Below are 22,708 nucleotides of genomic sequence, written 5' to 3'. Positions count from 1 at the left end.
TCTTTGGGTCTCCCCAAGTAGAGGAACTGGCGTTGTGGGTGTAGGTTTCCGGAGCCACTGCATTGCCCAGGTTCTCGCAGTAGCAGAGAAGTGGCGTTGCCCCAAACCAAGTATCGACGGATTTTAGATTTTGGAAAAATCTAATTGTCTGAATATTGTTTTAAACAGATATATTTTTCAAATACTTATCGCACCAATTAACCATTTCCCAAAGCACGTGAGCTACTACTCCGTTGCATAGTTGCGCTTAGTTCTAGCAAATTACTTATCTAAAAAGCCTAACTCCTAACTCCTAACTGTAAATACTTATCGCACCAATTAACCATTTCCCAAAGTACGTGAGCGACTGCTTCTTGGGAACGATAACCGTGTGCTTCTGTTGGTAATTCAACCCAGCGCACGGTTGCACCCAATCCTTTGAGTGCTTCGTATAAACGTTTGGTTTGTAAGGGATATGTTCCTGCGTTGCTATCGTTTTCACCATGAATCAGTAATAATGGAGCTTTTATTTTAGATGCATGGGTAAAGGGTGACATATTTATGTAAGTTTCTTGCGCTTCCCAAAAGTTACGCTGTTCTCCTTGAAAACCAAATGGTGTCAGGGTGCGGTTATAAGCTCCACTTCTGGCAATTCCCATACAAAATAAGTCGGTATGTGCTAGTAAATTTGCGGTGGTAAATGCTCCGTAGGAGTGACCGCCGATACCAATATGTTTTCTGTCAGCAATTCCACGCTCTACTAGATAATCTACTGCGGCTTGCGCTCCGGCAATTAATTGTTCTACATAAGTATCGTTGGGTTCGCGATCGCCTTCACCGATTATTGGTAAAGTGGCTCCAGAAAGTACGGCATATCCTTGGGTTAACAAAAATAATATAGAAGCGCGAATGGGACGGCTGAAAGTGTTTTCGGCTGTAGTTATTTGTCCGGCAAATTCTTTGTCTTTGAATTCTTCGGGATACACCCACAATATCGTCGGTAAGGGACCATCTCGTTCAACGTTATAATCGGGAGGTAGATATAGTTTTGCCGATAGCTGTACTCCATCCGCTCTTTGATACTGGACTAATTCTTTATGAATTCCTGCTAGTTGTGGTGCCGGATCTTGATAATCTGTAAGTATCTTTTCTTGATTATCATTCCGAGAAACTCGCATCAGGTTGGGTGGTTCTGTCTGAGACTGACGCACAGTAATTAAGTTTTGCGCTTCATCATCGAGTACGGCAAATATTTGCTCGTAATAAGGATCTTCACATTGCCACAACCTTTGAGTTTCTTGAGTTTCTAAATTCAAACTATCTAAAAACGGATATACACCATCGGGAGATGCACCGCGTCCGCTGAGGTATATACTTTGACCGTCAGGTGCGAAGCGTAGAACTTTGTAACTGAAGTCTCCCAGTTTTGTTATGGGTGTTCCTGGTGCATTGTATTTATCTTCAAAGCTGCGATCGAATAGTAATTGTGGCGGTATTTCTGGATTATTAGGATAAATTCGCCAAGTTCTCGAATGACGAGTATCGTACCATTTTTCATATACTAGCGCCGTATCTGCTTTTCCCCAAACTATCGAGTTAAAGCGATATTCCGACTTCCATAATTGGGTTGGTGTGACGGTGAAAGGTGCTTCCAGGATAAATAAAGCATCGCGATGGGAAACTTCTATACTGGGGTCGCCTTCATCTAGTGCTTCTACCCAAGTTAGTGTAGCTTTTGCATCACTGCGCCACGATGTCCGTCTTCTGCCTTTTCGTACTGCATCAAATTTGATCGAACGTTCTTCATCAAGGGGTAAATTTGCAACTTGATAAATTTGGTTGCCATTGTTATCAATTATATATATTTGTTTGGGAAAACGTGCGGCAGGAACTTGATAAGAAAACGGTTTCTGTATGGTAGAAATTAAAATAAATTTGCTGTCAGGAGAAGGTATTGCTTGGCTAATTAAACAAGGTGAAATTAATTGAGTGCGGTTTCCTTCAAGAGTAATTTTTTCTAAAGTTGAAGTTAAATAATATGCAAATAATGCTTCGTCGTGAGCATTTTGGAGCAAATTTGTATAGGTACGAGTAGGCTTTTTACTACCCAAGTTTTCTTGAATTAAGGGGCCGTTGGGAACGTTAGATTTAGTAGGTACTTCACCGCGAGCTTGAGAAACAAATTTACAAATTAACGTTTCATCATCAAGCCAGTGGTAGGGAGTTCCATAAGCAGCATTAAGTACGGGTTCGGTTAAACGTTGAATAGTTCCATCTGCAACGTGCAAAATCCACAGTTCTAAACCTGTTTCTTGAGTAAGAGTAAACGCGAGCTTTTGACTGTCGTCTGACCATTTAACAAAGCCAATGCGAGGATTTTCTGGTAGTTCTATTGTTCTGGTATGTTCGGGAGAATCTACCGCTTTAATCCTCATACTGTAGTAAGTATTGTGACGAGCGGGGCCGTTGGTTTGCGGATTCAAACGGAAGCCTGCTACAGCAACTTCAACTTCGGCAAGTAAAGCAATGGGAACTAACTGCGACTGAATAAGCTCCACCATCCACTGTCTGTCAGGAGAAATACGGATTTGCGGTGGAGGTGCTGCTTCCAGGATTTGATTGATGGGTTGAGGGGGAGTTTGCCAAATTTGCTCGGTAGAATTGTTCATTTAGTTGTGCGTGAGTACTTATGTAATCGTAGAACATTAGCAAAAGTTGCACAAATGGTAGTTATTTGAGTGATGGTACGCAATTTAGAAATGGCTGGGATTACCTTACAATCATCAAGTTTTTTCTACTGCCATCGAAAAAATATTTAAGAATACTTTTATATCTTCTTGTTGGAAGCAACAATTAATTAACTATTTTCGAGTAAAAAAAATATTGATAGCTGACTAATTTAAGTAAAAAAACGGATAATATAACAATAAAAATTTGCGAAAATTACTGTATACTAAAATTTGATATGTTACATATAGCACACAATAGATGTTTGTCTATTTTATGAAATTTGCTTATCAATAAATCTATCTATATATAAATTTATTAATATCAAAGATTATGACATCTAAATCAAAAAGACCAGAGAAGCAGTCAAATATTTTAAATGCTCAAATTCAAGAGCAATTAGAACAGCAAAAAGTACTCTTTAATCTAATTAAGCTAATTCGACAACCGTTAGATTTGCAAACTATTTTTCAAACTACTGCAACTCAAGTGCGTGAATTACTAAAAGCTGACAGAGTAGCTGTATTTCAATTTGATCTTGAAAATGATAGGGAAGGGGAGTTTGTTTCAGAAGATGTTGCATCTGGTTGGGATTCCGTAATTAAAAAGAAAGTTCACGATTATTGTTTTGGGGATGAATTTGCGGCTCATTACCAACAAGGTAGGGTGCAAGCAGTTGCGGATATATATAATGCAGGTTTGAGCGATTGTCATGCTGATATATTAGGTCAATTTCAAGTTCGTGCTAATCTCGTTGTTCCATTGTTACAAGAAAATGTTTTCTGGGGTTTACTTTGCGTGCATCAATGCAGTGATACTCGTAATTGGAAAGAATCGGAAATTGAATTTATACGGTTAATTGGCGAACATTTCACTGTTGCTATTCAACAAGCTGATTATCTTAAAAGATTAGAATTAAAAAGGATAAAACTAACTCAAGCGGCTCAACGTGACAAGATAATTACTCAAATTGTTAATAAAATTCGTAGAACATTAGATATTGAATCTATCTTTCAAACAACAACTCAAGAACTACGAGAATTAATCCAAGCCGAGCGCGTTGCTATTTTTCGTTTTAATTCAGATTGGAGCGGTAATTTTGTCGCTGAATCTTTTGCGGAAGGATGGACTCCCTTAGTTGACTTTCATACAATTAATGATACCCATTTACAAGAAACTCAAGGTGGAGGTTACGCTCGCAATGAGACATTTACCATTAATGATATTGATCAAGCTGAGTTAACACAGTCTCAGATAAATTTATTAGAACAAATTGAAGCGAAAAGTTTTGTAACTGCTCCGATTTTTCAAGGAGAAAAACTTTGGGGGATAATTGCTGCTTATCAAAATTCCGCACCTAGAATCTGGGTTGAAAATGAACTGGAAATAATTACCCAGACTGGAGCGCAAATTGGTATAGCCTTAAGACAGCAGGAATTATTATTTAAAGCTAGAAATCAAGCAAAGCAGCAAAAAACATTAACTGGGGTAATTACCCGGATTCGGCAATCTTTGGATTTAGATACTATCTTTCAAACAACTGTTACTGAAGTTCAGCAAATGCTCAAAGCGGACAGAGTAGCAGTGTTTAAATTCAACCCCGAACAAAATTGGCAAGGAGAATTTGTTTGGGAAAGTGTTGCTTCTAATTGGGATTCTGCTGTTTCAGCTAAAGTTTACGATCATACTTTTGGCGACAAATTTGCAGTTCACTATCAACAAGGTAGGGTACAAGCAGTTGCAGATATTTATGCAGAAGGGTTAAGCGATTGTCATTCCTCAATTTTAAGTCAATTTCAAGTTCGTGCTAATTTGGTTGTTCCTTTACTTAAGGGAGAGGATTTATGGGGTTTATTGTGCGTGCATCAATGCGCTAATCCTCGTAATTGGCTACAAGAAGAAATTGAATTTATCCGGCAGATTGCTGATAATTTAGGAGTTGCTCTACAGCACAATCAAACTTTATTAGAAGCTCAGTATCAAGCAGAACAGCAAAAAGCATTAACTGGTATAATTACCCGAATTCGCGAATCACTAGATTTAGAAACAATCTTCAAAACTACCATTACTCAAGTACGTCAACTGCTCAAAGTCGATCGAGTCGGGGTGTTTCATTTCGATCCTGGAACTGAATGGGAAGGAGAATTTATTTACGAAGATGTAGCTGAAGGTTGGACTTCAGCCGTTGCAAATAAGGTTTACGATCATTGCTTTAGCGAAAAATTTGCCCCACTTTATCAACAAGGTAGAGTCAACGCGATCGCCGATATTCATCAAGAGGAATTTAAGCATTGCTATCTCAAAATTTTAGAACAGTTCCAAGTGCGGGCTAATGTCGTTGCTCCCTTGTTAAAAGAAGGTGAATTATGGGGTTTATTATGTATTCATCAATGTGATAATCCTCGTAACTGGCAATCCTCAGAAGTTGAATTTATCAGCCAAATTGCCGAACAGCTTAGTATTGCTTTAAAACAGGATTTGTATTTAAAACAAGTTCAGATGCAAGCGGTACAGTTAGCAGAAGCCACCGAAAGAGAAAAAGCGATGGAAAGACAAAAACTTCTGGCTACAACGGTTGATAAAATTCGCCAGTCACTTGATATTAAAACTATTTTTAAAACTACTACTCAAGCAGTACGAGAATTATTAGAAGTCGAACGAGTCGCAATTTACCGCTTTAATTCCAATTGGAGAGGTAAATTTGTCGCAGATTCATTTAAAGACGATTGGAAACCTGTTATTAATACACAGCCACTTGTGCAGCCAACATTTTCAGATGATGACGATGATGACGATCATTTACCCCGCAATGAAACTTTTGTTCCTATTTCCCAAGGTGATAAATTATGGGGACTATTAGTAGCTTATCAAAACTCACAACCCCGCTACTGGAAAGATGAAGAAGTCAACTTACTCGCACAAGTTGGTACGCAATTAGGAATCGCGATTCAGCAAGCAGAATTACTAGAAAAAACCAAAACTCAAGCCACAAAACTTGCTCAAGCCTTACAAGAATTAAAGCAAACTCAAGCCCAATTGATTCAAGGTGAAAAAATGGCAGGTTTGGGACAGTTAATAGCTGGAGTTGCCCATGAGATAAATAATCCTGTCAGCTTTATTTTTGGTAATTTAACTTATGTAACCCAGTACGCTGAAGATTTGCTCAAAACAGTAGTTCTTTGTCACCAACATCTTTCTGAATTACCAGCAGATATTCAAAAGCAAATTGAGGAAATCGATTTAGATTTTATTATTTCCGACTTACCAAAAACGCTTAACTCAATGAAAATAGGAGCAGAGCGTATTCGTGAAATTGTGCTGTCGCTGCGTAATTTCTCTCGTAAAGATGAAGCTGATTTAAAAGCAGTAAATATTCACGAAGGATTAGATAGCACTTTACTTATCTTAGGAAATCGATTAAAACCAAATGGCGAATATCCAGGAATTACGGTTATCAAAAAGTATCATGAATTACCATCAATAGAATGCTTTCCGGCTCAGCTAAATCAAGTTTTTATGAATATTATCAGTAACAGCATTGATGCATTAGAACAAAAATTTACGGCATCATCAAAATTCCCCAAAGTAGCTCTTAATATTGAAATTAGTACCGAAGTAATTGATGGTAAAGTCGTAATTAAAATCGCTGATAACGGCTCTGGAATACCCGAAAAAGTAAAAGAAAATATTTTTGATCCATTTTTTACTACAAAAGAAGTAGGTAAAGGTACTGGATTAGGATTATCTATTTGCTATCAAATTATAGTTGAAAAACATCACGGTCAAATCCAATGTTCTTCTCAGGTAGGGCAAGGTACGGAATTTGCGATTGAGTTGCCGATAAAGTCTGGTATTTGAAAAAAATTAAATAGGTTTGGACGAGAGGGATGTCAATTCTATAAGAATAATAGACCAAGTGCTGTACGCTAAAGTAGTAAATTGCGATTTAAAAGCACGATAAAACCATGTCAAAATCAAAAATTCTCCAGGAAGATAAAGAATACACATTCCGCTCGTATTTTGAGATGACTTATGAGCCAGAAGAAATTTTAGCTGAGTTTGGATATAACTTGGTTAGGGCTAAATTATCCTTACCCAAGACTCAAAAACCCCTCGATAGAATTGCAGATTTAAAAGACCGTATCGAACGAACCCTACCCCGTGTTAGTTTAACCAGTGAAACTGCTCGTCGAGAAACCCTTGTGGCACCAATATTATTAGAAGTTGCTACTTATTATTGCGATTGTCAGTTACGTATTGAGTACCCGCTAACAGTAACTAAATGGTTGAAAGGGAATTTCGATTATTTATTGCGTGCTAGTCAAAGTCTTTTAGTAGTAGAAGCAAAAAAAGATGATCTAACTAGAGGATTTACGCAAATGGCTGTAGAATTAATCGCTTTATCTCTAATAGAAGAACAGCCATTTCAGTATGGAGCCGTAACCATTGGAGATGTTTGGCGTTTTGGTTTACTAGATGTTGAAGCTAAACGTATTACGGAAGATATAAAAATTTATTCCCTACCTGATGATTTAGAACCATTAATGCTTACTTTAGTCGGAATTGTTGAACGAAATGTTTCAACTAATGACAGCATAACAATTCCTTAAGGGCGAGGCTTTAAACCTTACTATTAATTTATGGATACCTTGAAAAACGCGACACTTTCCTTAATCTGCATACCCCAACAATAAAAGAATAAACAAGGAGAAATGATAAGCAAAAGCCACCGTACCAAAACCACTAACTAAGCAAAGAAATTTTTTGATAGATTGACTAGTGTGCAACCAAAGCAAGATTGCAGCAGCAATTGCAAGAATAACCGAAATAGCTTTTACAAGCCACATCAACGCATACCTCTGTTGTGAAAAGGTTTCAGCTAAACCAAAGAAGTCAGATAAAGTGCCAAAATTAATACTCACAGATAGCAAGCAGAGATTGAACACTCCCACACTACTGATGATGATGAATAAAATTTTGCTTAAGCGATTCACTCTTTGCCAAAGCAGTAGAGCAGTAGTAATAATAGTTAAAATAGCCGCGAAGATCGCAGTTCCATTTACTACTTGAATCCAAGTATCGGGAGTAAATCCATAGGGCGTAACAACGTCAAACCTTACACCACCAAGAAAACCCCAAACTAAGTGATATATTCCGAATCCACAGGCAATGCTAGCAAAACCTTTACTTAATGCACCCGGATGCAGCCATGTAAAGAAGGCTGCGCTAACACCTGCCGCTAAAGATAGCCTAGCACCAATCAATACTAGCTGACTTTCACCTAATTTCATCAAGGCATTTATACCCCAGTATTTTTGTCTAATTGCTTGGTACTGTTGAGAACTCAATCCCAAATTTGTAATTTCGTATATCGGTGAAAGTTTTGGTGCTAAATTTATCCCCTTTTCTTGGCAGCCAACAGATTGCCCATTGTACGAAGCACGACAATTGCTGAGGTTATATTTGTAATCGCGTCCTTTTTCCCAAATCAAATCTAACGAGCGAGCTTGAATTTTTGCCTGACACTGAAACTGCTGCTTTGCTTCTGTACAGGCAAAGATTCGATTAGGTAAGTGAATAATGCTAGACTCAGCCTTAATTGATATGCTAGCAAAAGGCGTATCCACTGCACCAGGTGCATTAGACAGCAACAGGAATAAAAAAGCACTAACAAGTACAATCCAGAGACTAAGTATAAATCTTGATAGAAATAATGGCGATCGACGCATGGCTCTTGTTTCCTCAAACGATCAACTGTTTGCATCGATGCTTCTGAGGGTGTAAAAGTTTCAATTAACCTTTTGTTAAGGGCGAGGTTTTAAACTCTATTTGTTTCGTAAAATACCTTACAATTAACGGTTTGTAATTATAATTTCCAAGCTTATGAACACACCCGATGATTGTAAAAATATGTCGGACATTCGAGCCGAAATAGACAAGCTAGATCGTCAACTTATTGAATTAATTGGCAAGCGTTTTGCTTATGTCAAAGCTGCTTCTAAATTTAAAACTAGCGAAACTTCCGTTAAAGCACCCGAACGTTTTCAAGCAATGTTAAAGCAACGTCGGGTTTGGGCAGAGGAAGAAGGATTAAACGGTAATGCAATTGAAAAAATGTACCGAGATTTAGTCAATCATTTTATAGAAGAAGAAATGAAGTATTGGAAAAAATCTAAATAGGTGTTAAACCCCCGTCGCGAGCAAAAAAGCATTTTTGAGCAACTTCGAGATACGATGCGATCGCAAATTACAGATAATGCGTGACTAGGCTGTTGACTTTGATAGGATTTTCACAGTTTTTGTTCATACAACTTCTATGCCACACAAGCGTAGCCCTCACCCCGCCTCCGGCTCCCCTCTCCCAAGCTTGGGAGAGGGGTTGGGGGAGAGGGATTTATGATTGGGGGCAAACACGTTTTTCCATGATTTTCAATCCCCTAACACACTCTACAATCAGAAGAAATATATTTAGGACTTACGCAGCAATAACGGAAGATACAGTGTTCCAGACATTTAAAATCCCCCCAACCCCCCGATTTATTGGGGGGCTTTGCGTAAGTCCTGATATTATTTGCATAAATCCTGTTTAAAATCCAAAATCCAAAATCCCCTCAGCGCATATTTACCACTTTTGCTGAATCTTGCTGCTCTCGACGTTCTTGCAAAGCTTTATCAATCAATTTCGCAACTAACCAGGAAACAGAACGCTCGTCTGCTTCTCCCCATTCTTCTAGTTCTTTCTTCCATTCGGGAGGAATATAAGTAACTACTCTATCTAAATTTGTTTTACCGCCCATATTAAATTAGTTTTATGTTTATGTTTAATATTTATTACACCCAGCATACAAGCAATATGCTAGTCCTTGCTGTGCTAGCATAGCATAGCATCTCTAAACGTAAAAACGTAAAACGTAAATTTTAGATATTAAATATGAACAATCAAAACTTACTTTCAATAGGTGGAAATAAGAAACAAAATAGGAATGCCCTTGTCTTGCTTTCATCTAGGGAGTTAGATAAAATGCGCGTTGTCGGGAAGCTGGCTGCAAGTCTCCTCGATCATCTCGAACCGATGGTGCAACCGGGAGTCAGCACGAAGGATTTAGATGATGAAGCGGCGCGTTTTATGAAAGCAAATGGTGCAATAAGCGCGACTATAGGTTATGCTCCTCCCAATCATCGCCCTTATCCAGGTCACGTTTGTACTAGCGTTAATGAAGTTGTTTGTCACGGAATCCCTAGCTTAAAGCAAGTTCTTAAGGAAGGAGACATTATAAATATTGATGTGACTCCAATTTTAGATGGCTATCATGGCGATACTTCTAGAACATTTTTTGTTGGTGAGGTATCGGATAAGGCAAAGAAGCTAGTGGAAGTTACTAGAGAGTCAATGATGCGGGGAATTGCTGAAGTTAAGCCCGGTGGAAAAATTGGCGATATTGGTGCTGCGATTCAGGAATATGCTGAAGGTAATGGCTACTCAGTAGTAAGAGATATGGTTGGACATGGTGTTGGTAGGCAGTTTCATACAGAACCTCAAGTTCCTCATTATGGTAAACGAGGTACGGGTTTGAAGTTACGCAAGGGAATGGTTTTTACCATTGAGCCGATGTTAAATGAAGGAAGTTACGATCTCAAGTTTCTCAAAGATGGTTGGACTGTAATTACCAAAGATGGGAAATTATCGGCCCAGTTTGAGCATACTGTTGCAGTTACCGATGATGGTGTGGAAATTTTGACTTTGCCTTGAATTTTGAGGATGCACTACATTTTGTTAACCTCTCTCCAAACCTCTCTCCTAATAGGAGAGAGGCTTTAATTATTGCTCCCCTTCCCTGGTAGGGAAGGGGTTGGGGGTTAGGTTTTTATTTCTATTTCTTTTTATGGCCAATTTGTAACTTTTATCTATTTCAATTCAGCATAGATTAATTGAAGTAGACGTTTATTGCTTTGAGCTTCTGCAAAAAATGCATCCCATCACCGTTCAAAGCTATCAACAAAAAACACCTTTTTTATGGGTTCATCAAATTTATCCTTCAGGCTTCCATCTCGCTACAGCAGCTTTTTACCTCGTTTCTACCGATTGGCATCTGTAAGTATTATCTCGAATATGATGGTGCCTTTATCTGGAATAGTTGATACTGCTTTCCTTGGGCATTTGGCTGATATTCGTCATTTGGCAGGGGTAATTTTAGCGAGCATTTTGTTTGATTATCTCTACAGAATTTTGAAGTTTTTTAGAAACGGTACTAATGCTATTACCGCTCAAGCTGTGGGAGAAAATGATGAGCAGGGGATAGTTTTGGCTTTATTGCGGAGTAGTTTAATTGCTTTGGCGATCGCCCTTTTTATCCTAATTCTGCAATACCCTATCCAAAAGTTTGGTTTTACGATTTTAGCTGGCTCTCCCGATGTTGAAGTTTTCGGTATAGATTATTTTAATGCTCGCATTTGGGCTGCACCTGCGGTTTTACTTAATTTTGTGCTGATTGGTTGGTTTCTGGGAAGGGAGATGAACTTTTTAGTATTGCTGATTTCTTTTGTAGGCAATGCTTCTAATGTGGTTTTAGATTATTTCACGATTATTAAATGGGGCTGGGCAAGCACGGGAGCGGGATTGGCTACGGCTTTGAGTCATTATTTAGCATTGTTTGTGGCGCTGATTGGAGTCGGTTTTAGTTTACAAAAGAAAGCACTACCCGTATTTAAAGATATTTTTGATTGGCAAGCTCTCAAAGCGAGTGTAGTACTTAAAAGCAATATTCTCATTCGCTATCTAGCTATGATTACCGCTTATTCTATTTTTACCAATCTCAGCGCAGCGATGGGAAATGAGGTGATTGCAGAAAACGGATTGCTGCTGCAAATTGTGCTGTTAAGTCAGTTTACGGTTAACGGTATCGGTTTAACTACTCAATCTTTGATTAGTAATTTCAAAGGTAAAAAAGAAACCGAACAGATGATACCGTTATTGCAAGTATCTATATTCACCGGCGTGTTAATTGCATCTATATTCGCTTTGGTAACAATTTTATTTCCACAAACGATTTTTGGTTTACTAACCAGTCATACAGATATCAGTCAATCGGTTGTTAATTATAGGGATTGGCTGTTACCGCTGTTAACTTGTGGTGCTGTTGCTTTCATGTTTGAAGGCTATGCAGTTGGATTAAAAGAAGGAAAAAGACTGCGTAATTCTGCATTGATTGCTTTGGGATTGGGGTTTACTCCCGTAGCTGGAATAGCTTGGTATTTTCAGAATAATCATTTGCTGTGGTTGTCGCTGACATCTTATATGGCAGTGTTAATGGTGGCTCTAGGGGTACAGATTCCCCGGATGCAGAGTGAGTAGTGATTTAGTTGAGAATTAGGGATGGGGGATTGGGCATTGGAAATAAATTGCAACGCACGATCGTAATTAATGGGACAGATCGCTACTAGTACTCAACCACATTAATTTTGATAGCTTATTCCCTAGTCATATTTATATGACTTTAGCTATTAGAGTGGGGTTTGCAACCCCAGTCGGGTTACGGTAAAAACCCATCAGATTTAATCAAACGCACCACTGTACTCCACCACATTAATTTTGCTGGGTGTGTATCTAACCCGCCAGGGACTGTAAGTCCCTGTCTAATAGCAAAAGTCCTATGAATAGGACTGAATTAGTACCCCTCATAATTAATGTGACGAAGTACTACTACCTGTTTCTTCAGTTCCATACCACCGGGAAGCAAGTTCGCACAAATCTTCAAGCGTTCCGGATAATTCCTTTCCGCGATTAGTCAAGCTATAGGTAACTTTTGGGGGAATTGTTGGCTCATAGTGCCGGTGAATCATTCCGATTGCTTCTAACATCCTCAATCGTTCTGTTAAAACCTTAGTTGAAATTCCATCAACTTTGGTTCTCAATTTCCCAAAGCGCAGAGAACCACTTGCATACAGGACACATAAAATATAAAGCGTCCATTGCCCTGATAGCTGATTAAGTAGTGTTGCCAATGGATTACATAGATCGAGCTATATTAATACCGAACGGATTTTAGAACAAGTTACTTACGAACCCATTGCTTATTTAGCTAATCGCGTATCAATGTTTTTAATGGTACGGTTAATTAATCAAACTCAAGAAGCAATCGAAACTGGAAATGCAGTAAGTTCTTTATTCCAACCAAAAGATTATCTAAAAGTTGGTGAAGTTGATAATTTTGATGCAATTACCGATCGCGTACTAAAATTAGTTATCTACAGAGTTTTACCGGAAATTCAGCCAGATGTAGAAGTGTTTTTACAACACAGTCTCAAAGGTGCTTTGAAAGAATCGGATTTTTATCAAGTATTGCAAAATATACCGGGGATGAATATGATTCCCGCAGAATTAAGCGAACAATTAGCCGATTATATCGCTGAAGCTACTTATGAAATTTTAGCTTCTTCCTATGCCGATACCGAAGGGCGTTTACTATTCGAGAATTTAACTCAGAATTTTCGAGTCGCTTTACGCAAACAACTTCAAGACAAGCAGCTTCAACAAGAATTACAACCGTTGATTTCTGATTTATTAGAAGAATTAAAGCTTAATTATATCAAAGGTGCTAAACAAAAAGATCCCGAAGCAACACTTGATGAAGCGATGAAAATTTCGGGTGAAAACAGCGAACAGTGAGCAGTTAGCAGTTATAATCTATCTTTGGTTAAGTTAAATAAAATCAATAGGAAGAAGTGTTTTTATCGTTAACTACTTAAAATCAATTCTGGCTGTTGTTTTTCAAATTTAATAAGTAAGTTGGCACAAATAAAACCAACCATGTAACAAAATGTAAAAAGTACGAAACGGTTGAGATTGCTTCCTCTTACCTCGTCGCAATGACAAATTACAACTATATTTATTCACGTCGAACTACTTAATCAATTACAAATTACAAATTACAAATTAGCAATTATTTTATGGGTTATCAACCAATCGAAGATTACGGCATTATCGGCAATATGTATACCACTGCTTTGGTGGGGAAGAATGGTTCAATCGATTGGTTTTGCTACCCCAGACATGATTCACCAAGCGTTTTCTGTGGTATCCTCGACGAAAAAAAGGGCGGACATTTCAGCATTTCCCCTACACTTTGTAAAGATAATCATAAACAATTTTACTGGCCCGAAACTAATGTTTTAGTCACGCGCTTCCTTGCAGATTGCGGTGTTGGGGAAGTTATTGATTTTATGCCTGTAGGTTTATCTGCTGATGAAAAAGGTTATCACTGGTTAGTGAGGAAAGTAACTTGCGTGCGGAATAGTATGAAGTTTCGCATGGAGTGTCAGCCTGCTTTTAATTACGCTCGCGATAAGCATGAAACAAAGCTTACTGAAGGTGGGGTTATTTTCAAATCTGCCGAGTTAAATTTAGGATTAGTGACTGATATCCCTCTAAAGCAGGATGACAACGGAGTTTTTACTGAATTCAGTTTAAAAGAGGGAGAATCTGCGGTATTTATATTGCGAGAAGTTGAATGCGAGCAAGGTTGCGGTTTACCGTTGAACCCAGAAGAAACTACGCAGATGTTTGAACATACTATAGAATACTGGCGGCGCTGGATTTCTAAATGTACCTATAAAGGTAGATGGCGAGGAATGGTAGAGCGTTCGGCGTTAATGCTAAAGTTGCTTACCTACGAACCTACCGGAGCAATTATAGCAGCACCAACTTGCGGTTTACCCGAAGCTTTGGGTGGCGAGCGTAACTGGGATTATCGCTATAGCTGGATTCGCGATTCTGCTTTTACCCTTTATGGTTTGATGCGGCTTGGATTTACGGAGGAAGCGGGTAATTTTATCGATTGGATTATATCGCTTTGTCCGTCGCATTTGGAAGAAGATTCACAATTGCAAATAGTGTACGGTATTGATGGGAGAAAAAATCTTAAAGAAGAAACTTTAGACCATTTAGAAGGATACAAGGGTTCTTCTCCCGTTCGTATTGGTAACGGTGCTTACGATCAAATCCAACTTGATATTTATGGCGAGTTGATGGATGCGGTGTATCTATTTAATAAGTATGGAACGCCGGTATCTTACGATACTTGGGTTAATTTGAGTAAATATATTGAATGGGTTTGCGACAACTGGCAAAAACAAGACCACGGTATTTGGGAAACCAGAGATCAAAAAGAAGACTTTGTATATTCAAAATTAATGTGTTGGGTAGCAGTAGATAGAGGTTTACGTTTAGCAGAAAAACGCTCCTTCCCCGCAAATCGCGAAAAATGGCTTGAAGTTCGCGATCGAATATACCTTGATATCATGGAAAACGGATGGTGCGAAGATAAACAAGCCTTTGTGCAGTATTATGGCAGCGATACCTTAGATGCCAGCAATCTCATCATGCCCCTGGTATTTTTTATGTCACCAACCGACCCCAGAATGCTCAAAACACTCGATGCAATCATGCGATCGCCACAAGAAGGCGGGCTTTTATCCAACAGTTTGGTATATCGTTACAATACTCTTGATTACAGCGACGGCTTAGATGGTGAAGAAGGAAGTTTTAACTTGTGTACGTTTTGGTTAGTAGAAGCCTTAACTCGTGCCGGAAGAGGCAGAGATTCCGAAAAGTTAAATAAAGCAAGATTGATATTTGAAGAAATGTTGAGTTACGCCAACCATTTAGGATTGTATGCAGAAGAAACTGGTACAAGCGGCGAAGCACTAGGAAACTTTCCCCAAGCTTTTACGCATTTAGCATTAATTAGTGCTGCTTATAATTTGGATCGTTCGATTTAGGATTGGGAATTGGTAATGGAAAGAAGAGAGAGGGGGTAGAGGGGGGAGAGGGGGGAGAGGGGGTAGAAATTTTAATTCCCAATTCTCAAGTCAATTAAAAAAAATCGCGGCAAGATAGAAATAGAGGTAATTTTAATTTAGGTAATGATTATGTTTCCTTAAAATTAATTAGAATACAGAATTTGCTCTACCTCTAACGCTTTTTCTTGCAAGTCCAAATCTTGATAAATTTGCAGACTCTGTGATAAAAATTGGGTAGCAATAGACTCCGCATCTGGCTGATTTTTGTGAGCGCGTTTCTGATAAATTTCACCCAGTAATTTACGTGCTTTAGCTTCTAGTTTTCGGCGATTATACTCTTGAAAGATTTGCAAAGATTCCTTGGCTATTTCTTCGCTTTTTTCAAGATTTTCTAGAGCTTCCACTTCTAAATAAGCGCGAGCAATATCGAGAGCTTGTCCTGATTTTTTAATTGCTTGCCCTAGTTCATCAAAATGGGTAAAACTCTTACGATAATATTCTTCAAATAAGGTAATTTTTTCTTGTCTTAACGAGTCATTAGGTGTTAAGCGCAAATACTCCGAACAGAGCAAGCTGACAACTACATAGTCGTAAGCGAGGTTTTTCTTATATTCACGTTTAATATCTATTTTTATGGCTTGATTTATGTTTTCTTCAGCTTGTGTTAGTAATTCAGATATTTCTGTTTGATTTGAAATATTTTTTGCTAATGATATTTGAGAGTCAGCAATTTGCTGATAACGCTTAGCTATGCTTTGATATTGATCTAACTTTTGGTACAAAACGAGACTTTGTTGGTAATACTCAATTGCTTTTTTATAGTCTTTTGAATCTCGATAGCAGTTGGCTAGCAAACACCATTGGCTAGCTATATCTTTATCACGACTTAATTGTTGATAAATATCTTTGCTTTGTTGATAGTAATCAATAGCTTGTTCGTATTTGTCCCATAAGCGATAGCAATATGCTATGTTGTTAAACTGGCTAGCAACATTTATATCCTTACCTAATTGTTGATAAATATCTTTACTTTTTTGATAGCAATTAACAGCTTTTTCGTATTTATTCCAATCTTGATAAATTGTTCCCAGTTGGTAGTAGGCACTAGCAATACTAGTTTGGTTATCTAATTTTTGACTAATTTCTAAATCTTTATTTTGACATTCAATAGCTTGTTCGTATTTATCCCAATCTTGATAAATTCTTGCAAGTTGAAAGTATGCGAATGCAATACCGGCTTGGTCGTTTATCTGTTGGCTAATTGTTAAGCACTGATTTTGACATTCAACAGCTTGCTCATATTTACCCCATGAAAGATAGCATTCACTCAGACGAGACCAGTGGTTAATAACACTTTTATTTCGACCCAATTGTTGATAAATATCTTTACTTTCTTGATAGTAATTAATAGCTTGTTGGTATTGCTCCCAGTCTTTATAAATCCTTCCTAGCTGATAGTATGCATCAGCAATATTAACTTGATCATTTAACTGTTGACGAATTGTTAAACACTCAATTTGACATTCAACAGCTTGCTCATATTTGCTCCATAAGCGATAACAATTAGCTAGACTATACCACAGACTAGCGACATTACTATTTTTACTTAATTGCTGATAAAGTTCACGGCTTTGTTGATAGTAATCAATAGCTTGCTCGTATTTACCCCAATCTTGATATAAATGACCAATAATATTTATAACAGGTGCTTCATAGTTTAAGTTACCCAATTCTTTTATAATAAATAGTGATTTTTGATAATATTTTAGTGATTCTTCATATTTTCTGTAATCTAATTGACATTTACCCCAGGAAAACCAGAAATAAGCGCTATTTATAAAGTCATTAGATATTTTTGCATTATTATAATACTCATTAGCTTTTTCATATTCTTTGTTTTTTTGATAGCAAAATGCTAATCCCCAATCAATAAATGGTCTAAGACTCTTATTAGACTGCTTATTAGTTTCTTCTAAAATAGATATAGCTAAATCATATTTATCTTTACGAATATAAGATACTCCTCTAAGAAAAGTTAATGCTGTTTGACATCCTTTTTCAGCTAAATTGTACTGTCGGCTAGCTTCGAGAGCATCTGTTATGTCTTGACCTAAAGTTTGAACATAAAAAATAGTACAAAAAAATAAGAAGGGTTCTAATTCATTAACAAATTCTTTCACATAATCAACCAATCCTGCTGAGTTGCTACAAGCAACATAAAGAATCGCTATTTTTGCTGCAATACGAATTTCTTCAGATAATGTTGAGTCATTAGCAGATTCTTTTAATAAATCTAAGACTTCATTTTTTTGATAAAACTGTTCTATTTTACGCAATAATCTTAATAATTGCTTAGTCGTATCATCTCCAAAGTTATCAGCATCTATACCAAGACAAGTAATGACTAATTTACGAATAAGTTTTTTACGAAAAACACTATTAACTTCAATTTCTGCAATCACCTGTCCTCCAAACAGCAAATCCTTCAATTGAAAATCTACTTCTTGAGAATTATTTTCTGACTCATCTTGCTCTTTGAAGTAAGAAATAACTGGATTGTCAGATGAGGAATTTTTAATTCGTATCTCACCATTTTGTAAAGCTGGTTGGTAATCTTCCAAATTATTAAACAGCTTTTCTACTAATTTCTTAACCTGTCTGGGAAAATGAACTCCGTAATATCCCAAAGCTAATAAAATTGGTTCATCCCAGCGCGGCTCATGTAGATGATTATTGATTAGTTGTAAAATATCACTTTGGTCATTATCCGCAATATAACGAGCTACAAAATATTCTTCAAACGTCAGGTGCATAAAACCATAAAACCCAGGTGTTTTTTCCACAAATAAACCCGTGGTTTCCCGCACTTTTCGCAGAAATTCTCCTACAGCTTGACGCACGGATTCGGATTCTGGATCGTCATCATTTATTTCTGCGAGTTTTAAAGCTAAATTTTGCTCTACTTCTTCCTGACTAACTACACCAGAAGGTTTTTCTTCATGCATCCAGTATGCTAAGGGTGCTAAAAGTTCTACTACTTCCGTTTCCTTTAACATTACTTTTGGTGCATCTGGCAATTTCTTGCTGAGTTGCCAATCTTCTGTCAAAGTTTGCACCGCTAACTCATAGAGTTTAACTCGACGGTTGGGAAGGCGATCGCCATTTCGGTGAATGAGCGCCAAAATTGTTAATAGTAGGGGGTTTGTTGTTAAACGCTTTACGCCCTCGTTGTCTTCAGTAGACTGTAAAATATCTTGTACTTGCTTATCTGCTTTCCTTTGCCATTGCTCTTCACTAGCATCTGGCTGTTGCGCTTTTTCAACTGTATGACACCAGCGATACAGGAATCGTTCTACCTGCTCGCTATCCATGTCTTCAATGGTAAATTCTGCAAATCGACTGCTTAATTGCACATCGCTATAGCCTGCGATACGGCTGGTAATTACAAATTTATTGTTAGGAAATTCATCTACAAACTGATTAATACATTTTACAATCTGCTTGCGATTTTGCTGGTCAAATACCTCATCTAAGCCATCGAGCAACATCAAGCATTGCCCTTGACGCATTCTAAGTAAAAGAAACTCCGCGACTTCTTCGTGAGTTCCTATTTCTTCGTCTGGCTGAAAATGAGCCTCCCATTGACGGTAGAATTGCCGCAGATATTCAAGCAAGGTTAAATCTGGCTGTTGTTTGAGTTGCTCTGAAAAGTCTGCAATACGAAAGAAAACTGGTAACAAATTTTTACCTAGTTCTTCTTTCTCTTCCCCAACAACTACTATTTCCCGATTATCTCTTTTGGCTTTTGCAAAATGTAATGCTAAATAACGTAGAAGAGTAGTCTTCCCCGCACCTGGAGCGCCTAAAATTACACTATAAGAATTTTCTCGTACTGCTTGGGATAATGTAATTTTTTGCGTAACAGTTTTGGTGCTAGCAACAGGTATTGAATCTTCCAGAAGTGTTTCGTAACCGTAGGTTTCATCCAAGTCATCTTGAACCATACCCATCTCATCAAAATTATCAGTTTGAGATTGCGAAATACTAACTGTCTGAATAGTTCGTAGACTATCTTCAGAGGTTTCCGTAATATGTTTTCGCCATTGTGCTTGCAGGGAAACATAAACTTGGTCAAGAAAGATATCAACTTGACGATTCACCTGCATTATGCCGCTCATTTTAAGATACGAATTCTCAGCAATTAGCCATTCTAAATAGGGATAAAGTAAAGGATTACGTGTTTCAAATTCAACTACCTTTTCTCGCCAATCCCAAAAATCTGGCGCACGCTGACGAAATTCATCTAAAAACTTATTTTTATTCAGCCATAAAATTAATACTAAGTTTCTCCCAAATAGTTCTTCCCTACCCAAATTCAATTGCTTCATTTCTTTAACTAAGCGCGGTGTAGGTAATTGGTCAATTCCAAATGCCATAACCAGTTTGCGTTTAGTTTCGCTATTTACCTGCTTGTTATCGTCTAAGCTATATAGAAAATTATGAAAGGAGTCTTCGCTATAAAAAAAGTTATAAACATCAAAACTTTCATCAGCAGTTTCTAAATATTCATGCAGAGTTTTGGCTACTGTATGCTGTGGACTAACCTCTGGTGTTACCGCAAATACTATTGTTGTACCGCTAGAAAGCTCTAATAGATTACGTAACTTATCTAATTCATTTTTATCATTTTCAGTTAGAGAATAATTAGATTCCTGAGATAACATAATTTATATTTATTTCTAACTAATATTGTCTAAAAACTTTTGACTTGCCAACGCTGTAAATCTTTGAGCAAGATAGGATTAATATCAAACCAAGATTGCTGCATTGAGTTGTAATAACCTAAGACTAACTTATTTTGTAAAAGTTCGTCACAAATAATAAACTCACCTTTATTAGGTAACTTATGAGTTTTAGTAGTTAATTTCCCTGTTTTATGTATTTCATCCAGTTCGGAATAGTGGTAGTCACTTAAATTATATTCTCTACGTACTTCTTGTACTGCTTCACGTGCAGTTTCTAAATCGACAAAATTCGTTTTTTTTCGTAATCCAATTTCACAGGTAGTACGTGCAAGTCTAACTAAATCTCGCATTACACCACCACTTTTTTCACAAATTAATTCTAAAGCATCGGGATTAAATAAACCCTTATGGCTATCACCTAAGCTGACAAGACGTTTTTTAATAAGATGAATTAAAATTTCTCTGCCCTCCTTATTAGGATTATTAGTAGGGCATAAATTATCATCGCATTCAAATACGGGAGGATTATTTAAATCCAAACATTTTTGAAAGCTTTCCATCGGCTGACGAAAACTGGGAGAATATCGTAAAGATATAGGAATAGAATAGATAATATGAGAGTTTAACTCTATTAATAGCGGGCTAGAAAACATCTCTAAGGCAGTTACTTGGTCATGTCTATCCAAACCATCAACAATTATCAGTAACTTTTGTTTTCGTTCTTTTTCCGCAGCCTCAATAATATCGTTAACTTTAACAATAATTTCGCTTAATAAAGGACGAACATTAACTGTTTTAGTAACTTCTCTTGTTAAACCGCGCTTAAGAACCAACCCTAATTTTGTAAGAAATTCTGGTAGTTGTACACCATCAGCATCACTTGCTTTATTTTGATAGACTACAGTTTTAAGGCTATCTTGCAAAGCCTCTAATAATTCATCTTTATTATTAGATAACCAATTGGATTGAATTGCTTGACTAGCAATTTCTAAACCAATAAGAACTATAACTTCCGCATAGCCAATATTATATCTATCTAAAGCAGTTTGCGTATCAATCCAAATAACAGTGTAATCATCAGCTAAATTTTGTTGTAATCGCCGTAACTCAGTAGTTTTGCCACCACCACGATGACCAGCGAGTAAAAATTTTGCTGGATCATCCTCCATTGCCAGCAAACTGACTAAATTATCTACTGGACTGTTATCTCTTTGTACGTAGAAATTTGTCAGGTCTTCAGGTGTCGCAAGAGCTTTTTCTGGCTTGAATAGCTGATAAGCAGTTTTCCAAAATTTGGTATCACTCATACTGACAATAAATTGGATTAACAGTTTATTTTCAGTAATATTACCAATTTATTGCCAAAAAAAGCTTAACATATTGTAATAATACTTACGTAAAACCCAAAATTTAGCTCACCTCACGGCGGTGAGTCTAGTTGGGGGTGTCGGTTTCCGGAGCCACTCTCGTGGGTCGTCTTCCCGCAGTACGAGAGAAGTGGTGTTAGCGCCTAGCGGAGCGTACCGTAGGTATTGCGTCTCCGGAGGAGATACCCGAAGGGGGGGATAGGGCATTGGTAATTTAACAAAATAAATAGGTTACTCGTTATAGTGGTATCGACAAGAAATAATCGTTAAATGCTCGTCATCCACTACATATACTAACCGATTCGCATCATCTATTCGGCGCGACCAAAAACCAGCTAGGTTCTCTCTGAGTGGTTCTGGTTTTCCGATTCCCTCAAACGGTAATCGCATTGTTGCCTTAATTAATTTGTTAATTCGTTTTAATGTTTTCTTGTCTTGCCCTTGCCAATATAGATAATCGTTCCAAGCTTCATCCGTCCATGCTAATCTAGTCATCCAACAAATTTCGCTCTACTACTTTACCCTGCTTAAACTGAGCAATAGAGCGCTCTAAATGAGCGGCATTGGCGGGAGATTTAAGTAAATGAACCGTCTCTATCAAGCTATTAAATGACTCTAGCGACATCACTACGGTATCTTCCGCATCCCGTCTAGTGATGATAGTATAGTCGGCATCTTGCACAACTCGATCTAAAACAGTCTTGAGATTACTTCTTGCTTCGCTAAAAGACACTACTTTCATCTAGTTCACACTTGTACTGTTTGTTGTACAAGTATAGCAATCCAAAATATATTTAGCAATCCGGATTGATCGCTCTCTTTGATAAAGTGGCTAACTATTGCGGGATTGGGAATGGGGGATTGGGCATGGGAGTATTGTCCAGTCAATTTCACATCTTGCACCATTTGCAACAACCGCCTTGGAATAAATTCCCAGGCTCATATATAAAGTCGTCTAAAGACGACTGGGTAAGGCTTTTAGTGCGTTTTAACGTACTTAGTATATTAGCCTTGAAATTGATTTCAAGGTGGGCATATGGGCTTAACAACAATGGTGCAAGATTTCACGTCAATCAAACTTTACTAACCTAA

Annotated in this window: 15 protein-coding genes; 7 read left to right on the top strand and 8 right to left on the bottom strand. The window is 37.6% G+C overall.

Annotated elements, in window-relative coordinates; translation table 11 throughout:
- Positions 1-278: 278 nt before the first annotated feature.
- Positions 279-2,648 (bottom strand): prolyl oligopeptidase family serine peptidase, encoded by a 2,370-nt coding sequence (locus ACM03V_RS13090; RefSeq protein ID WP_414621223.1) that lies wholly within the window; start codon positions 2,646-2,648, stop codon positions 279-281.
- A gap of 391 nt (positions 2,649-3,039) precedes the next feature.
- Between ACM03V_RS13090 and ACM03V_RS13085 the strand changes: the two genes are divergently transcribed.
- Both ACM03V_RS13085 and ACM03V_RS13080 read left to right on the top strand, forming a co-directional pair.
- Positions 3,040-6,564 (top strand): GAF domain-containing protein, encoded by a 3,525-nt coding sequence (locus tag ACM03V_RS13085; protein ID WP_414621222.1) that lies wholly within the window; start codon positions 3,040-3,042, stop codon positions 6,562-6,564.
- Between the two features lie 107 nt (positions 6,565-6,671).
- Complete coding sequence (locus ACM03V_RS13080; RefSeq protein WP_414621221.1) at positions 6,672-7,316, top strand: hypothetical protein; 645 nt, start codon at positions 6,672-6,674, stop codon at positions 7,314-7,316.
- 60 nt (positions 7,317-7,376) lie between these two features.
- Here the strand turns inward: ACM03V_RS13080 and ACM03V_RS13075 are convergent, their stop codons facing one another.
- Entirely contained in the window at positions 7,377-8,435 is a 1,059-nt protein-coding gene (locus ACM03V_RS13075) for a hypothetical protein (RefSeq protein ID WP_414621220.1), read from the bottom strand.
- 154 nt (positions 8,436-8,589) lie between these two features.
- On the opposite strand from ACM03V_RS13075, the gene ACM03V_RS13070 reads away from it, so the two are divergent.
- Positions 8,590-8,886 carry an isochorismate lyase gene (locus ACM03V_RS13070; RefSeq protein ID WP_414621219.1) on the top strand — a complete coding sequence of 99 codons (297 nt, stop codon included), beginning with the start codon at positions 8,590-8,592 and terminating at the stop codon, positions 8,884-8,886.
- A gap of 431 nt (positions 8,887-9,317) precedes the next feature.
- Here ACM03V_RS13070 and ACM03V_RS13065 read toward each other — a convergent pair whose 3' ends face one another.
- On the bottom strand, positions 9,318-9,503 hold the full coding sequence (locus ACM03V_RS13065) for a ribbon-helix-helix domain-containing protein (protein ID WP_414621218.1): 186 nt from the start codon (positions 9,501-9,503) through the stop codon (positions 9,318-9,320).
- Positions 9,504-9,637: 134 nt separating this feature from the next.
- Here ACM03V_RS13065 and map point away from each other — a divergent pair, with 134 nt between their 5' ends.
- Entirely contained in the window at positions 9,638-10,456 is an 819-nt protein-coding gene (map, locus tag ACM03V_RS13060; RefSeq protein ID WP_414621217.1) for a type I methionyl aminopeptidase, read from the top strand.
- Between the two features lie 264 nt (positions 10,457-10,720).
- On the top strand, positions 10,721-12,058 hold the full coding sequence (gntT, locus tag ACM03V_RS13055) for a guanitoxin biosynthesis MATE family efflux transporter GntT (protein ID WP_414621216.1): 1,338 nt from the start codon (positions 10,721-10,723) through the stop codon (positions 12,056-12,058).
- Between the two features lie 329 nt (positions 12,059-12,387).
- Here the strand turns inward: gntT and ACM03V_RS13050 are convergent, their stop codons facing one another.
- Entirely contained in the window at positions 12,388-12,708 is a 321-nt protein-coding gene (locus ACM03V_RS13050; RefSeq protein ID WP_414621215.1) for a winged helix-turn-helix transcriptional regulator, read from the bottom strand.
- Between the two features lie 91 nt (positions 12,709-12,799).
- Here ACM03V_RS13050 and ACM03V_RS13045 point away from each other — a divergent pair, with 91 nt between their 5' ends.
- Both ACM03V_RS13045 and ACM03V_RS13040 read left to right on the top strand, forming a co-directional pair.
- The gene (locus ACM03V_RS13045) at positions 12,800-13,372 is read left to right on the top strand and encodes a hypothetical protein (protein ID WP_414621214.1); all 573 of its coding nucleotides are present in this window, start codon (positions 12,800-12,802) and stop codon (positions 13,370-13,372) included.
- A gap of 281 nt (positions 13,373-13,653) precedes the next feature.
- Entirely contained in the window at positions 13,654-15,483 is a 1,830-nt protein-coding gene (locus ACM03V_RS13040; protein WP_414621213.1) for a glycoside hydrolase family 15 protein, read from the top strand.
- Between the two features lie 164 nt (positions 15,484-15,647).
- Here ACM03V_RS13040 and ACM03V_RS13035 read toward each other — a convergent pair whose 3' ends face one another.
- From ACM03V_RS13035 to ACM03V_RS13020, 4 genes are all read right to left on the bottom strand, one after another.
- The gene (locus tag ACM03V_RS13035; protein WP_414621212.1) at positions 15,648-20,228 is read right to left on the bottom strand and encodes a tetratricopeptide repeat protein; all 4,581 of its coding nucleotides are present in this window, start codon (positions 20,226-20,228) and stop codon (positions 15,648-15,650) included.
- A gap of 29 nt (positions 20,229-20,257) precedes the next feature.
- Positions 20,258-21,556 carry a P-loop NTPase fold protein gene (locus ACM03V_RS13030; protein WP_414621211.1) on the bottom strand — a complete coding sequence of 433 codons (1,299 nt, stop codon included), beginning with the start codon at positions 21,554-21,556 and terminating at the stop codon, positions 20,258-20,260.
- 291 nt (positions 21,557-21,847) lie between these two features.
- Positions 21,848-22,111 (bottom strand): Txe/YoeB family addiction module toxin, encoded by a 264-nt coding sequence (locus ACM03V_RS13025; protein ID WP_414621210.1) that lies wholly within the window; start codon positions 22,109-22,111, stop codon positions 21,848-21,850.
- Positions 22,104-22,358 (bottom strand): type II toxin-antitoxin system Phd/YefM family antitoxin, encoded by a 255-nt coding sequence (locus tag ACM03V_RS13020; protein WP_414621209.1) that lies wholly within the window; start codon positions 22,356-22,358, stop codon positions 22,104-22,106. Before ACM03V_RS13020 ends, ACM03V_RS13025 begins: the two co-directional genes overlap by 8 nt.
- Between the last annotated feature and the right edge of the window lie 350 nt (positions 22,359-22,708).

It is taken from the genome of Calothrix sp. CCY 0018, assembly GCF_963920925.1.
In the GTDB taxonomy this organism is placed as follows: domain Bacteria; phylum Cyanobacteriota; class Cyanobacteriia; order Cyanobacteriales; family Nostocaceae; genus Rivularia.
The sequence above is the reverse complement of the archived record's forward strand: the minus strand, read 5'-3'. Positions and strand labels throughout refer to the sequence as shown.